Origin of the sequence: Corynebacterium sp. HMSC06D04 (assembly GCF_001807315.1) — a bacterium.
Taxonomy (GTDB): domain Bacteria; phylum Actinomycetota; class Actinomycetes; order Mycobacteriales; family Mycobacteriaceae; genus Corynebacterium; species Corynebacterium simulans.
On the sequence record NZ_KV788526.1, the window covers coordinates 26,089 to 40,829 of the forward strand.

Genomic DNA, 14,741 nt, shown 5'->3' on the forward strand with positions numbered 1-14,741 from the left:
TACAAGAAGAAAGGAGCTGCAAGGAGCTTAAAATTTATCCCTGGGAAGCAGCCTCGATGGCGGCCTTCATGTCCTTGGTTGCATCGTCCACGGACTTGTCAGCGGTCAAAGCTGCATAAGCGTTATCCTGCACGGCCTTGGAAATAGCGGTGTAGAACGGGGAAACCGGACGCGGCGCTGCGTTCTCGAGGGATTCCTTGAGAGCTGGCAGGTACGGGAACTGCTCAATGAGGGCTGGGTCATCGTAGACGGAAGCCAGAACCGGCGGGAAGGAAGCCTCAGCGAAGGACTTCTGGTTTTCCTCGTTGATGATGAACTTCATGAAGTCCAGTGCGGTGGCCTTCTTCTCAGAGTTGATGTTGATGCCGTTGTTGTAGCCACCCAGGGTGGAAACACCGACGCCGTCCTTGCCTACCAGCGGCTGGACCTCGAACTTCACGCCAGCATCTTCAGCGTTGGTGTACATGTACGGCCAGTTGATTGCGAAAGCAGACTTGCCCTCGGTGAAGGCTAGGTTGGTCTCCTCCTCGGTGGCGGCGGTGGAGTCCTTGGAGATGACGCCGTCCTTGTAGGCGTCGACAAGTGCCTGCAGACCAGCCTTGGACTCTGTGGAATCCACGGAAGGAGCGCCATCATCAGAAAGAACGGAGCCGCCCCAGCCCTCCATGAAGCCGGCGGTGTTAACGGTCAGACCCTCGTACTGCTTGAGCTGGGTGGTCAGACAGGAGGTGTCTTTCTTGAGCGCCTCACACGCGGACTTCAGATCAGCGAACTTCTCCGGAGCCTTGTCTGCCAAGTCGGTGTTACGGAACAGCAGCTGGCCGTTGGTGTTCTGCGGCAGTGCGTAGAGGGTGTCGTTGTAGGTTGCAGACTCAACGGTGGAATCCAGCAAACCATCGGTATCAACCTCAAGGTCATCGGTCAGCGGTGCGAGCCACTGGTTGGCTGCGAACTCTGCGGTCCAGACGACGTCGAGTGCCATGACGTCGTAGTCAGAGTTGCCTGCCTGCAGGGACTGAACCAAGGTGTCGCGCTGTGCGTCAGCCTCACCGGCCAGTTCCTTCAAGGTGACCTTTTCTTCTGGGTGCTCCTTGTTCCACTTTTCAATGATCGGCTGGATCTTGTCAGTGTCATTCTTACCCATCGCGAAGGTGATAGGGCCGCGGCCGTCGGCACCGTCTACGGAGCCCTGTGCGGCGGAATCGGATGAGCCTTCGTCGGAGGAGCAGCCTGCCAGAGCCAGCGCAAGAGCAGCGGTGGTTACGACGGCGCCCTTCTGGACGGTACGAAGGTGAGAGCGAAGTACGGACTTCTTCATGGGCAATAAACCTTTCGGAAAACTTCTTGTGCCTTAAAAATAAGTTACAGTGTCCACACTTCGTGGAATTTTTGACCTAATTCACTAAGTGGAAATGAGCCTTCCTGCAAAAGGCCTGCAGAAAAGGAAAAGTTGGGGGTGGTTATTACCCCCCAACAACTCTTTGCAGTTTTGGACTATCGCTCGATGCGTTCGCCCGTTTCGGGGTCGAAATGGTGCGCATTTTTCACATCAAAAGAGAGAAGGACTTCCTCGTCGCGCTGTGGAGTGCGGCCCTTGTCAGCGCGGGCCACGAAGCGCTGCTCGCCCACATTGATATAGACGAAGGACTCGGCGCCGAGTTCCTCGACGATGTCGACGGTGCCGGGGATGCCGACCGGGCCGTCGATGATGCGCATGTCTTCTGGGCGAATGCCGATGCGGCCGCCGTCGTAGTCAAAGATATTCATCGCGGGCGATCCGATGAAGCCGGCGACGAACTCGTTGACCGGGGCGTCGTAAAGCTCACGCGGGGAGGCCACCTGCTGCAGGACACCATCTTTGAGCACAGCAACGCGATCGCCCATGGTCATCGCTTCGACTTGGTCGTGCGTGACATAAACCGTGGTGGTGCCGAGGCGTTGCTGCAGGCTGGCTAGCTCCGAACGGGTCTGCACACGCAGCTTGGCGTCAAGGTTGGACAAAGGCTCATCCATCAAAAAGACCTTTGGATTACGCACGATGGCACGGCCCATGGCCACGCGCTGGCGCTGACCACCGGAAAGATCCTTCGGTTTGCGGTCCAGGTACTCGCTAAGGCCCAAGATATCGGCAGCTTCTTCTAACTTTTTCTTGAGCTCATCCTTTGGCATCTTCGCCAGCTTTAGCGCGAAACCCATGTTCTCAGCCACGGTGAGGTGCGGATAAAGGGCGTAGTTCTGGAAGACCATTGCGATATCGCGATCGCCAGGTTCCAAACCGGTGACGTCTTTATCGTCGATCAAAATGCGGCCACTCGAGGTCGGCTCCAAACCTGCAAGCGAACGAAGCGTCGTGGATTTTCCGCAGCCTGAGGGGCCGACCAACACCAAGAATTCGCCGTCTGCGATTTCCAGGTCAAGGTCTTTGACCGTGGGGGCTGCGGCGTTGGGGTAGGTGATGTTGACCTTTTCAAAAGTGACCTTTGCCATGCGCCTACACTAGCACCCCCGTTAAATCACATATGCTGGTTGGCGCCATGAAAAAGCTTATTCCTCTCTTTGTCCCTCTTTTTGTTCTCCCCTTAGCCAGCTGCTCCGGCGCTGCTTCTGAGGACGTTGCCGCACCAATGACCACCGTCGCCGCATCCCAGACTTCTTCCGAATCCGCTCAAACTTCTGCCGCGCCGAGTAGCGAGCCGACGAAAGAATCGGAAAAGCCTTCCAGCTCTGCGACACCCGCACCGCGCGATACCACTTTCAAAAAGATCTTCGGTGAGCAGGCTGATGCGAACGCTGCGCGCGGCTATTTGGAAGAAAACGGCCACTTCGATCGCGCCCTTATGAAGGACAGTCTTACTGCCGCGGGGCTTAACATCTCCGATTCTGAGGTCACTGAATATGGCCAGTGGGTTTGTGAATGGGTGGATCCTGAAATTCGCTACACCGTCGTCATGGAAGGCGATGGCCGCTCGCTGACGGGGGATAAGCGTTTTATCTACGACAAGCTCATTGTTGACACCGTGGAATGGCTGCCGGGCAACCGAGGCATAACCATCTCCCCGGAACAGGTGGAAAAGGCGCTGCCGCAGGCAGTCTTGACTAGCTGCTTGGATGAAAGGTCCGCGCAGGAAATCCTGCATAAGCCAAACTGGTTCTAGCCTTTGTTCTGCGTGTAAACATGCATGCGGCATAGTCGAGTACCCTCTTAGAGCATGACAGCTGCACTTGATATTGAACGCATTCGTACCGCGCTGGCGGATGACTTTGCTCTAGTTGAATATGTTGAGCAGACCGGCTCAACCAACACCGATCTTATGAAGGCTGAAAACGTTGCCGATGGCACGGTGTTGCTGACCAACGAGCAGGTTTCCGGTAAGGGCCGGTTAGGTCGCACCTGGGTAAGCCCAGCTGGTTCGCAGCTTATTCTTTCTGTTCTTATCCTTCCAGATTCCCTCGAGCACCTAGGCACCCTGCCACTGGCATCGGGCCTGGCCGTCACCGACACCGTCGAGGGCTCCGTTCTGAAGTGGCCGAACGACGTTCACATCAACGGCAATAAGCTCTGCGGCATCCTTGCCGAGGCTGGCCCCGTGGGTGCCGCCTTCAAGTCCGCGCCCAAGACCGAAGTCAGCAAGGCTGAGGTAAACAAGGCTGAGGTCGCCCCGAAAACGCAGGCCGCGCCGGCGCCTTCCGCGCGCGTGGTTGTGGGCATGGGCCTAAACGTCACGCTTACTCGTGAGCAGCTGCCTATCGAAAAAGCCACTTCGCTCATGCTGGAAGGTCGCGATACGGATCGCACGAAATTGGCGATTGCCCTGCTCAAGAACCTGCGTCGTCGCATCACCCAGTGGGAGAACCAAGACCCACAGCTCATGGCGGATTACCGTGCGGTGTGCTCATCGATCGGCCAGGAAGTTCGCCTCGAAGCGCCGACTGGCGACGTCGTGGGTGTCGTCGAGGGCATTGGCGACGACGGCCGCATCAACGTTGGCGGCGAATATTACTCGGCAGGTGATGTCACCCACCTGCGTCCTGTGCAGTAGCGACTCGTTGCTGCGCTGAGTGGAGTGGCGGGGCGCTTTAAAGCACAATTTGCCAAATAGGGCCCGCCGCAGAGCGTGGTAGGCATTCCTATTTGGCAAATTGCGTCTATTTAGGGGCACTGTCCGCTCATCGGACCGCCGCCCATTCCCTGGGAGACCTCACCGGCAGTCGCCTCAGCGACAGTGCCGCCGACGGTGACGGTGTAGGAATCGCCGTTGGTGATTTCAGCCGCGGAATAGGCCACGTTGCTGAAGTCCTTCGCCGTCTCCGGCGGGTATCATGCACCCCTATGGGACTGATGAAGATGGGGCGCGGCGAAGTAGTCCGCGTGGATATGACAGCGCCGTTTCGCGCGCTGATCTTTCCTTTCCTTGAGCTCATCCTCATTACCGGCGTGGTATGGATGGGCATCGGCTGGGCGGATGTCCACGGCCTAGATAGAAACCTGCGTAACGGTATTGTTTTAATCTGGGCGCTGCTATCGCTGTGGCGTTTCGGTATCCCGCTCTACCGCGCGCGCCGGCGCCGCTTCATCGTTACTAACCTGCGCGTTATCGCCCGCGAGGGAGGGCACATTGATTCCATCCCGCTGCAGGATATTCGCGGTGCTAGGCGGCGCCGCGGTGGGATCTCGCTGGCCATCCACGGTTATGAGCGGCCAATGTATTTCTCTTCCATCCCCAGGGCCAAACGCGTAGAAGAAATTCTCAACGAGGCTCCACTATTTTAAGCGGCCGTTGCTTTAAACGGCGGTTGCAGCCGGCTATTTGCGGATCTCGCCGTGAATCCTACTTCTTGACTTCGGTTGTATGCAGCTGTTGGTCAAGGTCAGCCGGGGCGAGGTTGGCTTGCTTGAATTCCTGGGTAAGCGGCAGCCGCATTTCAAGATCCGTGCCGGGGCAGAGCTCGATGGTGGCTTCGTCGACGACGTAGTCCAGTACGTGCCCGCCGGAGCAACGCGCGGCGTCGATAAAGTGAACGTGGCAGCCTGGCACCGAGATTCCCTTTTCAAACACTGGGGTGCGGAAACCACCGATGATGCCCTCGACGTTTTCAAAGTACAGCTCCTTATCGCCGCCCACCGCCTGCGCCATGGGCGGGTAGGGCTTGGACTGTTTGACCACGGTGCGCGTGCGCACTGACTCGAAGCGCCCCGTTATCCGCACCGCGTACATGTAGTTGGCGGAAGGCTCGACTTCATCGACGAAGGCCGAAAGCTCTTCGCGGCGCATTCCGCGCGGTGCTTGCACTTTGATGCGGGGTACGAAATTGGTGGCCACCGCAAAGGGCGTTCCCTGGTCCAGGTCCGCGATGGTGGCAGTTCCGTCGCCGCGCAGCTGGTAACAGATGCCGTCGAGAATCAACATTTCGCCGTCGAGCGCATCGAAGGTACCGATGCCAAAGTTGCCCTTGCCGAGCAGCTCACCAATGGTCATTTCGCCGTCATAAATGCCGTCCAACAGAGCGGCCAGGAGGGAGTTCTGGAAGATGGTATGCCTGACGATCATAAGGTTAAGGCTAGTATTGGATGGGTGAGTCATACAGCAAAGCCCATCGTTACCGTTTATGGCGACGGCCAGCTCGCACGCATGATGCAGCCGGCTGCCGCCGAGCTCGACATCCACCTGCGCATTCTTGCCTCCTCGCAGGAGCAGTCCGCAGCGCAGGTCATTCCAGACGTGGTCTTGGGTGATTACCATGCCTACGAGACGCTGGTTTCTGCAGCCAAAGATGCCGATGCGCTGACCTTCGAGCACGAGCACGTGCCCACCGAGCACGTGCAAGCGCTTATCGACGCCGGCTATAACGTCCAGCCGCAGCCTTCCGCGCTCCTGTATGCCCAGGACAAACTCTTTATGCGCCAAAAGCTGGCGGAGCTGGGCGCACCGGTTCCGCGTTTTGCACAAATCGCCTCTGTTGAGGATGCGCGTAATTTTGCCGAGCTTGTAGAAGGCCGCGTTTGCTTGAAGGCGCGTCGCGGTGGATACGACGGCCACGGCGTGTGGTTCCCCGCTGCAGAGGAGCTGGATTCCCTGGTCGCTGAGCTTCTGGAAGCCGGCACGCCTTTGATGGTAGAGGAGAAGGTTAACCTCACCCGCGAGCTCTCGGTTCTAGTCGCCCGCCGTCCTTCCGGTGAGGTGAAGGCTTGGCCGATTACCCAATCCGTGCAGCGTGATGGAATCTGCGCCGAGGCCTTCGCACCCGCGCCGGGCCTGAGCCCAGAGCTGGCGCAGCGCGCCGCCGAGGTCGGCGAGCTAGTGGCCACCCAGCTAGGAGTGACAGGCGTGCTGGCAGTTGAACTCTTTGCTTACTCCGTCGCTGAAGTGGACAACTGGGGTAGCGCGGCCTCGGCTGCCGCAGCCTCCGCTGCTGGTTTCCCAAGCGATGGGGCAGTAGAAGATATTGCTGTAAATGAGCTCGCGATGCGTCCGCACAACACGGGGCACTGGACCCAGGACGGTTCCGTTACCTCTCAGTTCGAGCAGCACCTACGCGCAGTCTTGGATCTGCCGCTCGGTGAGACCACAGCGCTTGCTCCCGTAACCGTCATGGCTAACGTCCTTGGTGGCCCGGAAGATCCAGAAATGCCAATGCCGCAACGCGTACGTGCCGTGATGGAGCGTTACCCGCAGGCCAAGATTCACCTTTATGGCAAGGACTACCGCGCCGGCCGTAAGATTGGCCACGTCAACGTCGTGGGTGAGGACGTCGAGCAAACCCGCCACATCGCGGCAGATGCTGCGCACTTCCTCGTGCACGCGGCCTGGCTCTAAAAGCTCTGCCTGCATAAGTTTTCCGCAGATTCCCGCAACCTTCTTGCTGCCCCCAGTAACAACTACCTAGGAGAAGATATGGAACCACTCGTTGGCCTCATCATGGGTTCTGATTCAGATTGGCCTACCGTAAAACCTGCTGCCGAAGTCTTGGCGGAGTTTGGCGTGCCTTTCGAGGTGGGCGTCGTCAGTGCACACCGCACCCCAGAAAAGATGCTCTCTTATGCCAAGGACGCGCATAAGCGTGGCCTGAAAGCCATCATCGCCTGCGCCGGCGGTGCTGCGCACCTGCCGGGCATGGTTGCTGCGGCGACTCCGATTCCGGTCATCGGCATTCCGCGCGCGCTGAAGGACTTGGATGGCCTGGACTCCTTGCTGTCTATCGTGCAGATGCCCGGTGGCGTGCCGGTGGCGACCGTGTCTATCGGCGGCGCTAAGAACGCGGGCCTTCTTGCCGTTCGTATCCTTGGCGCAGGGGAACCCGAACTAACCGAGAAGATGGCGCAGTACCAAGAAAATATGGCCGCCGAGGTGGAGAAGAAGGACGCAAACCTGCGCGCCCAGCTGCTGGGGGAATAGGCGATTTCCTGGAGCTACCGCCCTTAGGAGAACTGCCGGGCGGTGGAAACGCGGGGGATATAAGAGGTGGGAATCTTTACCCCGGTCGGTGTTGCGTTATGCGTAATCGCCTTGGTCAGGTGCTGGACTGCTAGCCGGCCCAGCGCCGCCATGTCCTGGTCCACCACCGAGATCGGCACCGGTTGCAGGCGGAAGAGATTTAAGTCGTCGTAGCCCACCAACGCGATGTCTTCACCGATGGCCTTGCCGGCGTTATAGCAGGCGGCCAGCGCACCAGCCGTCATCATGGAATCGCCCGCCACGATGGCGGTAATGCCCTTTTCAAAAAGCTCTAATGCCCCCACGTAGCCGTCCTTGCGGCGGAAGCCGCCTTGTGCATAATGCGCGGAAAACTCGCTGCTTGCACCGCGGAAGACTTTCAGCCGCTGCCTACCCGTAGAAGTTTGCTGCGGGCCTGGAATATAGCCGACCACGCGGTGACCCTTTTGGCGCAGCTGCGTTAATGCCGCGAACATGCCCGGGCGCGGGTCCGAGGTAACGGCGGGGAAGGGCGGCAGCTCTCGGTCGATGAGCAGCAGCGGCCGGGATTTCGCGGCGTCTTTTAGCGCTGCTTCGGCGCCTTCAACCGGGACGGTGATGATGCCGTCTACCTGCCGCCATGTCAGTGCGTCGAGTGCTTTGGCTAAGTGCTCAGGTGACTCAGAGCAGGTGGTCATGATGGCAGCGATGCCAACGCGCTCGGCCTCGGCTTCAATCGCGGCAGCAATGAGCGCGAAATAAGGATTCGCCAGGTTCGGAATCACCACGCCGATAGCATCGGAGCGTGAACCGCGCAGCGCGCGGGCCTGCGCATTCGGGCGATAGCCCAGCTGCTCGGCCGCAGCCTTCACCTTTTGTGTGGTCGCCGGAGAAATCGCAGGGTGATTGGCCAGCGCGCGGGAGACGGTGGAGATGGAAACCCCCGTGGCCGCGGCGAGGTCCTTCAAAGTCGGTGTGGCCACGGAAGTCCTTTCTCAATTAGGCTTTTGCATTATGTTCGGCCCTAGCTTAGTCCCCATTTTGGTCCTGGGAGCCCGCGTACAAGGCGGCGTGCCTGGCCCCATGCTTGAGCGCAGGCTCGAGCATGCATTTCGTATTTGGAGGGGACAAGACATCATCGTCTCCGGTTATGGCGAGGCCGAAGTCATGGCCGAGTACTTGGTGGGCAGGGGAGTTCCGCGCGAGAAGATAATCGTCGAACCACGTGCCACGAGTACCAACGAGAATCTCGAAAATGCCTATGCGATGAGCAAGCCGCCTTACTTCGATGTAGTCACCAGTGATTTCCATGCACTGCGTACCAAGCTATGGTCGTGGCACCTCGGAATCCCGATTCGCGTGCATTCTGCTTTCACGCCATGGGCGCTAAAACCAGAAAACTATTTGCGTGAGGTCCTTGCCACTCCGCACTCCGCGGCACGGATTATGTGGCGCCGTTTATTACCAGTCATCAGCGCTTTAGGGCGTTAGCAAATTCATTATGCAAGTTTATGCAAACGTTTGACTAGCGTTTGAACAGCGTCTTAACCTAAGCCACGTAGTGAGTTACACACGGAAAAGGAAGGCCTTAGGTTATGACCAGTCAGGCACCTACTTACCGGATAGCGCATGGCGCATATGAGGCAGAAATTGCCAGCTTCGGTGGCGGTATTAAGTCGCTGACCTTCGCCGGCGAGCCGCTGGTGGAGACCTATCAGGATCTCCCGCCCATGTGCGCCGGCGTAGTTCTTGCCCCGTGGCCTAACCGCACTGCAGATGGCCGTTTTAACTGGCGGGGGAGCGTTTACTGTCTGCCCGTCAATGAGCCTGAGCGCAACAACGCCATCCATGGCTTTGTATGCGACAAGGCTTGGGAATTAAAGCGCTACTGCGTGAACCAAGTGCAGCTCACTATCCAGATCGAGGCCCCTTGGCCGTGGCCCATTCAGCTCACCGCCACTTACAGCCTCGATCAAACTGGGCTTCACGCCCGCTTTGAGGCCCACGCGGAGCAGGATTGCCCCTTCGCGTTTGGCCTTCATACCTATCTTTCTGCCCGCGGCGCGGCTGCCAACGCCTCAATTCTTAGCCTCGGCGTCACCGAACACCACCTTCTTGATACCCGGAACTTGCCCACGGGCGTGGTGGAAAGCGTCGTCGTCAAGCAGCAGCGTATCGCTGACGTGACTTGGGATGATTGCTTCCACGGACAGGGACCCCTCACGGCGGATTACGTTTCCGCAGGCAAAGGCGTTCGCCTCGCAATGGGGCCGGGCCTTGACTGGGTACAGATGTATACCCCGGACAACTACCCCGGCCGCGGCCGTGCACTCGCGGTGGAACCCATGAGCGCTCCACCGAACGCACTGCGCAGTGGCATCGACCTTGCCGAAATTAACGCACATCAACCGATTGCCTACGAGCTTCGCTTGAGCGCAATCTAATAAAAGAAAGCTCTCCACATGGAACCTTCAGTATTGAGACTCGACGCAACCTGGGTGGACTACCTGCTCGTTGCCTTGTACTTCCTCTTCGTCTTGGGAATCGGCTGGGCTGCCAAAGCCCGCGTTTCCTCCTCCATCGACTTCTTCCTCTCCGGCCGCGGACTGCCCGCATGGGTGACCGGCCTGGCATTCGTCTCGGCGAACTTGGGCGCGGTGGAGATCATCGGTATGTCCGCCAACGGCGTGGAGTATGGCTTCCAGACCATGCACTATTTCTGGATCGGCGCTATCCCGGCCATGGTGTTCTTGGGCATCGTGATGATGCCGTTCTACTACGGCTCCAAGGTGCGTTCCGTGCCGGAGTTCATGCGCAAGCGCTTCGGTAGTGCGGCGCACCTGGTCAATGCCATTTCCTTTGCCGTAGCCCAGCTGCTCATCGCCGGTGTGAACCTGTACCTGCTGGCCACCATCGTTGAGGCCCTGCTGGGCTGGCCTATGTGGGTCGCGCTCGTTGTTGCCGGCATCATCGTCCTGTCCTACATCACCCTGGGCGGCTTGTCCGCTGCCATCTACAACGAGGTGCTGCAGTTCTTCGTCATCATCGCTGCGCTTGCACCGCTGACGATTATCGGCCTGAACCGCGTCGGCGGCTGGCAGGGGCTGAAGGATTCCGTGGCGAACGATTCCCACTTCCACACCTGGCCGGGCACTGACATATCCGGCTTCGAGAATCCGGTCTGGTCCGTCATCGGCATCGTCCTGGGCTTAGGCTTCGTCCTTTCCTTCGGTTACTGGACCACCAACTTCGTCGAGGTCCAGCGCGCCATGGCATCGGAGTCGATCTCCGCAGCGCGCAAGACGCCAATCATTGGTGCTTTCCCGAAAATGTTCGTGCCCTTCCTCGTGGTTATCCCAGGCATGATTGCCTCCGTCTCCGTCGCTGACTTGATGGAAGAGACCGCCAAGCCAAACGACGCCATCCTGCTGCTCATGCGCGACCTGCTCCCGAACGGCCTTTTGGGCGTTGCAATTGCGGGCCTGCTCGCTTCCTTCATGGCCGGCATGGCCGCCAACATCTCGGCCTTTAACACCGTTATCTCTTATGACATTTGGCAGACCTACGTGGTCAAGGATCGCGAGGATGGCTACTACCTGAAGTTCGGCCGCATCGCGACCGTCGTCGCCACCGGCGTGGCCGTCTTTACCGCCCTTTTGGCCCAGAACTTCGGCAACGTCATGGACTACCTGCAGACCCTGTTCGGCTTCTTCAACGCTCCGCTGTTCGCAACCTTCATCCTGGGCATGTTCTGGAAGCGCATGACCCCGCACGCAGGTTGGTCCGGCCTCGTGGCAGGTACTGCTTCCGCGATTGCGTTCTGGTATGTGGCTACCTTCACCGACGCCACCGCATCTATATTCAACCTGCCGGGCCAGGGCACCGCATTCGTGGCCGCCGGCGTGGCATTTACGGTAGACATCATCGTCTCCGTCATCGTCACCATGTTTACTCAGTCGAAGCCGGACGAGGAGCTCGTGGGCTTTGTTTCTTCCGTTACACCGAAGGACCACTTCGAGGACTACACCGAGAAGAACCTTCCGTGGTACAAGCAGACCGTTCCGCTCGGCGTCATCTGCTTGGTCATTGCAATCGGCCTGAACGTCATCTTTGCCTAAAGGAGCAACCATCATGACTCAAAAGACTTCTCCTCAGCACGCAGGCGCTTTCGATCTTCGCAACGTCATCGGTGCCCTGCTTGGTCTCTACGGCATCGTGCTTATCATCTGCTCCTTTGCCCTCGACCCGGGTGTAAACCCGGAAACCGGTATGGCGAAGGAATCTTCCGACAACCTCTGGGCGGGCGTCGTCATGGCAGTCGTAGCAGCAGGTTTCATGCTGTGGGCTAAGCTGCGCCCCATCATCGTTGACCCTTCCAAGATCGACGAATCGAAGCTGGCGGAGGCCAAGTAATGGTAGAGATCACCAAGGCCGCGCTTGCCGACGGCCGCGAAATCATCTACTTCGACGACACCCCACACACCGATCGCGTCCTAGAAGACAGCCGCGATCTGCCGCAGGTTACGCCGGCCTCAGAGATGCGCCGCGACCCGCTGACCGGGGACTGGGTGGCTTTTGCCGCTCACCGCATGAACCGCACGTTCATGCCGCCAGCTAATGAAAACCCGCTGGCGCCAACACTGCCGGGCCAGCTGCCCACGGAGATTCCCTCGCCTTCTTATGACGTCGTTGTCTTCGAAAACCGCTTCCCGTCTTTTGCCATGGGCATGGAGGATTACGAGGAAGACGTAGACGAGATGGGCCTGGTCCCGCGCAAGCCTGCCAAGGCGCGCTGCGAGGTGGTCTGCTTTACCTCTGATCCGGAATCCAGCTTCAAGGATCTCCCGGTCAGCCGCATCCGTACCGTGATCGAGGCGTGGGCACACCGCACCTCTGCGCTGTCTGCGCTGCCTGAGGTGGCCCAGGTCTTCCCGTTTGAAAACCGCGGCGCCGAAATCGGCGTGACGCTGCAGCACCCGCACGGCCAGATCTATTCCTACCCGTTCCTCTCGCCGCGCATGAAGGCTATCGTGGCCAGCTCCCAGGCTTACGAGGGCGATCTCTTCCAGGACATCCTGGACAAGGAGCGCGCAGCGGGCACCCGCATCATCGCGGAGACCGAGCACTTCACCGTGTTCGTCCCCGCGGCCGCTAAGTGGCCGCTCGAGGCGATGGTCATGCCCAACGAGTACGCGGCGGATTTCACTGAGCTTTCCAGCGCGCAGCGCGACGACCTCGCCGCCTTGCTCAAGAAGTTGTATACCGCTGTGGACCGTTTCTTCGACGGCGTCGAGAAGACCCCGTATATCGCGGGTTGGAACTTGGCGCCGACCGACCCTACACTGCGCGGGGACGTGCGCATGCACCTGCAGCTGTTTTCGCTGATGCGCTCACCGAACCGCATGAAGTACCTTGCCGGCTCGGAGTCCGCGCAGGCAGTGTGGATCAATGACACGACCCCGGAGCGCATCGCCGACCGGTTCAAGGAGGTCTGGGATGCTTAACTGGATTTCCACTCGCTCCGACGCCGCGCTTGCCGACGCCGCCACTCAACTGTTTCGCTCCACCTTTGACGTTGCCCCGGCTGGCGTGTGGGCCGCGCCGGGCCGAGTAAACCTCATCGGCGAGCACGTCGACTACGCAGGTGGCGCCTCGATTCCTTTCGCGCTGGAGCAGAACACGGCCGTGGCCGTGGCTCCGCGTTCGGATGGGCTCGTGCGCATCGCCTCGGAGTTTGGCGGCCAAGTCCGCCGCGTGGACGTTTTTCTGGATGAGGTTGGCCCGGGTTGGGCCAACGGCACCCCGGACGCCTGGGCTGGCTACGTCGCCGGCGCCGTGTGGGCGAGCCTCGAGGACGGCGTCATAGCCTCCTGCGAGGGCCTCGACATCGCGATTGTCTCTGACGTTCCGGTAGGCTCCGGCCTCTCCAGCTCCGCGGCGTTGGAGTGCTCGGTGGCGGTGGCGGCCTACGAGCTTTCGACAGGGCACGCGCCTGACGACGCCGCCCGCACCCGCCTAGTTCTCGCCTGCATGCGCGCGGAGAACGAAGTCGTGGGCGCCTCGACGGGTGGCTTGGACCAAAACGCCAGCCTGTTTGGGCAAAAGGGCAAGGCACTCGTCTTGGACTTCTCCACGGGTGAGGTGCGCCGCGTGCCGTTTAACATCGCGGACCGCGACATGGTGCTGCTGATTGCGGACACCAACGCCCCTCACTCTTTGAACGACGGCCAGTATGCCTCCCGCCGTGGCGTCATCGACGCGGTTCAGTCTGCATTGGCGGGCTCTGGGGCCCGCGGCGGAACTATCCGCGATATTCCCGATGCCGTTGCGGCCGCCACCCGGTGGGCAAGGGAAGCGGGGGAGGATGAGGGCGTCGTTAAGCGCCGCGTCGCCCACGTCGTGGAGGAGACCGCCCGCACCTTGGAAGCTGCCTCCGACTTGGAGGCCGGCAACCTTGACCGTTTCCGGGAGCTCATGCGCGATAGTCATGTCTCGCTGCGTGACCAGTATGAGGTGACGACCCCTGAGCTGGACTGCGCGTTCGCGGCGGCCGGCGAGGTGGGCGCGCGTATGACTGGGGGCGGTTTCGGTGGCGCGGTGATTGCGCTGGTTAAGCGTGCCGATGTGGAGTCGACGGCGGAGGCAATCGCTGCTGCCGCGGCTGAGCGCGGCTTCCCGGCGCCGACCTTCCTTGTGGCCAGCCCTGGCGACGGCGCGCGCCGAATCGCCGGTTAAGCCTCCTACTGGCGGCTGGAAAAACTTTCTGGTCGCCTGTAATAAACGCGGCGGTAGTGCAACTAACTAGGTGAACATCAACTTCCTAGTTAAGGAGTCATCATGAAAAAGACCCTCGTTGCTGCTACCGCCGCTTGCGCTATTTTGGCTGGTGGTGGCGCTGCAGTTGCTACCGGCTTCAACCCGTTCAGCGAGGATGCGAAGACCACCGCTGGCACCCAGCTGACCAGTACTGTTGACGGTCAGCTGGGGCCGGGCCAGGAGCTGCTTATCGCGGCAAACTGCCCGGGCACTCGCGCGAACCTGACCACGTCGTGGGGTGCGACGACGGTGATGTCGCCGGCAGCTGACCTTGGCCAACTGGTGGGCTACGTAACCGCGCCGGACAACATCGGCCCCGGTCCTGCCGACGGCTACCACACCTACACCGTGACCTGCGATTCCGGTGAGACCGATACCTTCACCTTCGCGTCCGGCGGAAACGGCGGTCACTAGCGCCCCGCGCGGCCTGGCCTCCGCTCTGACCTCCGCGGCCCCGCGCGGCCTGGCTTCCGCTCTGGCCTTCACTCTGACCCTCGCCTTCTGAGGTTTCCG

Annotated in this window: 17 protein-coding genes; 12 read left to right on the plus strand and 5 right to left on the minus strand. The window is 60.0% G+C overall.

The genetic code is table 11. From position 1 onward, the window contains the following. Positions 1-34: 34 nt before the first annotated feature. Complete coding sequence (locus HMPREF3155_RS01220) at positions 35-1,318, minus strand: ABC transporter substrate-binding protein (protein ID WP_062035751.1); 1,284 nt, start codon at positions 1,316-1,318, stop codon at positions 35-37. Positions 1,319-1,494: 176 nt separating this feature from the next. Continuing rightward, positions 1,495-2,487: an ABC transporter ATP-binding protein gene (locus HMPREF3155_RS01225; RefSeq protein WP_070432371.1), complete on the minus strand. Its 993-nt coding sequence runs from the start codon at positions 2,485-2,487 to the stop codon at positions 1,495-1,497. 47 nt (positions 2,488-2,534) lie between these two features. Here HMPREF3155_RS01225 and HMPREF3155_RS01230 point away from each other — a divergent pair, with 47 nt between their 5' ends. Further along, the gene (locus tag HMPREF3155_RS01230) at positions 2,535-3,155 is read left to right on the plus strand and encodes a hypothetical protein (RefSeq protein WP_070432437.1); all 621 of its coding nucleotides are present in this window, start codon (positions 2,535-2,537) and stop codon (positions 3,153-3,155) included. Between the two features lie 54 nt (positions 3,156-3,209). Further along, positions 3,210-4,040, plus strand: coding sequence for a biotin--[acetyl-CoA-carboxylase] ligase (locus tag HMPREF3155_RS01235; RefSeq protein WP_070432372.1), 831 nt, complete (start codon positions 3,210-3,212; stop codon positions 4,038-4,040). A gap of 110 nt (positions 4,041-4,150) precedes the next feature. Here the strand turns inward: HMPREF3155_RS01235 and HMPREF3155_RS13360 are convergent, their stop codons facing one another. Next, positions 4,151-4,285, minus strand: coding sequence for a hypothetical protein (locus HMPREF3155_RS13360; RefSeq protein WP_256365606.1), 135 nt, complete (start codon positions 4,283-4,285; stop codon positions 4,151-4,153). A gap of 45 nt (positions 4,286-4,330) precedes the next feature. Between HMPREF3155_RS13360 and HMPREF3155_RS01240 the strand changes: the two genes are divergently transcribed. Then, positions 4,331-4,771 (plus strand): hypothetical protein, encoded by a 441-nt coding sequence (locus HMPREF3155_RS01240; protein WP_070432373.1) that lies wholly within the window; start codon positions 4,331-4,333, stop codon positions 4,769-4,771. 58 nt (positions 4,772-4,829) lie between these two features. Here HMPREF3155_RS01240 and budA read toward each other — a convergent pair whose 3' ends face one another. Next, positions 4,830-5,549 (minus strand): acetolactate decarboxylase, encoded by a 720-nt coding sequence (gene budA / locus HMPREF3155_RS01245; RefSeq protein WP_070432374.1) that lies wholly within the window; start codon positions 5,547-5,549, stop codon positions 4,830-4,832. On the opposite strand from budA, the gene HMPREF3155_RS01250 reads away from it, so the two are divergent. Next, positions 5,535-6,815 carry a 5-(carboxyamino)imidazole ribonucleotide synthase gene (locus tag HMPREF3155_RS01250; RefSeq protein WP_070432375.1) on the plus strand — a complete coding sequence of 427 codons (1,281 nt, stop codon included), beginning with the start codon at positions 5,535-5,537 and terminating at the stop codon, positions 6,813-6,815. The genes budA and HMPREF3155_RS01250 overlap by 15 nt on opposite strands. Positions 6,816-6,893: 78 nt before the next feature. Further along, positions 6,894-7,394 carry a 5-(carboxyamino)imidazole ribonucleotide mutase gene (purE, locus tag HMPREF3155_RS01255; protein WP_070432376.1) on the plus strand — a complete coding sequence of 167 codons (501 nt, stop codon included), beginning with the start codon at positions 6,894-6,896 and terminating at the stop codon, positions 7,392-7,394. Between the two features lie 23 nt (positions 7,395-7,417). On the opposite strand, the gene HMPREF3155_RS01260 is transcribed toward purE, so the two are convergent. Further along, the gene (locus HMPREF3155_RS01260; protein ID WP_070432377.1) at positions 7,418-8,395 is read right to left on the minus strand and encodes a LacI family DNA-binding transcriptional regulator; all 978 of its coding nucleotides are present in this window, start codon (positions 8,393-8,395) and stop codon (positions 7,418-7,420) included. Positions 8,396-8,426: 31 nt separating this feature from the next. Here HMPREF3155_RS01260 and HMPREF3155_RS12425 point away from each other — a divergent pair, with 31 nt between their 5' ends. The 7 genes from HMPREF3155_RS12425 to HMPREF3155_RS01295 all read left to right on the plus strand — a co-directional run bounded on the left by HMPREF3155_RS12425 (position 8,427) and on the right by HMPREF3155_RS01295 (position 14,642). After that, complete coding sequence (locus HMPREF3155_RS12425) at positions 8,427-8,903, plus strand: YdcF family protein (RefSeq protein ID WP_082787630.1); 477 nt, start codon at positions 8,427-8,429, stop codon at positions 8,901-8,903. 104 nt (positions 8,904-9,007) lie between these two features. Beyond that, positions 9,008-9,856, plus strand: a complete 849-nt coding sequence (locus HMPREF3155_RS01270; protein ID WP_070432379.1) for an aldose epimerase family protein — start codon at positions 9,008-9,010, stop codon at positions 9,854-9,856. 18 nt (positions 9,857-9,874) lie between these two features. Continuing rightward, positions 9,875-11,530 carry a sodium:solute symporter family protein gene (locus tag HMPREF3155_RS01275; RefSeq protein WP_062035741.1) on the plus strand — a complete coding sequence of 552 codons (1,656 nt, stop codon included), beginning with the start codon at positions 9,875-9,877 and terminating at the stop codon, positions 11,528-11,530. Between the two features lie 13 nt (positions 11,531-11,543). After that, a complete protein-coding gene (locus HMPREF3155_RS01280) occupies positions 11,544-11,825 on the plus strand; it encodes a hypothetical protein (protein WP_062035740.1) in 282 nt (93 codons plus the stop codon). Further along, on the plus strand, positions 11,825-12,916 hold the full coding sequence (galT, locus tag HMPREF3155_RS01285) for a galactose-1-phosphate uridylyltransferase (RefSeq protein WP_062035739.1): 1,092 nt from the start codon (positions 11,825-11,827) through the stop codon (positions 12,914-12,916). Before HMPREF3155_RS01280 ends, galT begins: the two co-directional genes overlap by 1 nt. After that, positions 12,909-14,147, plus strand: coding sequence for a galactokinase (gene galK / locus HMPREF3155_RS01290; RefSeq protein WP_062035738.1), 1,239 nt, complete (start codon positions 12,909-12,911; stop codon positions 14,145-14,147). Before galT ends, galK begins: the two co-directional genes overlap by 8 nt. A gap of 102 nt (positions 14,148-14,249) precedes the next feature. Then, the gene (locus HMPREF3155_RS01295; RefSeq protein ID WP_062035737.1) at positions 14,250-14,642 is read left to right on the plus strand and encodes a hypothetical protein; all 393 of its coding nucleotides are present in this window, start codon (positions 14,250-14,252) and stop codon (positions 14,640-14,642) included. The last annotated feature ends 99 nt before the right edge of the window (positions 14,643-14,741 follow it).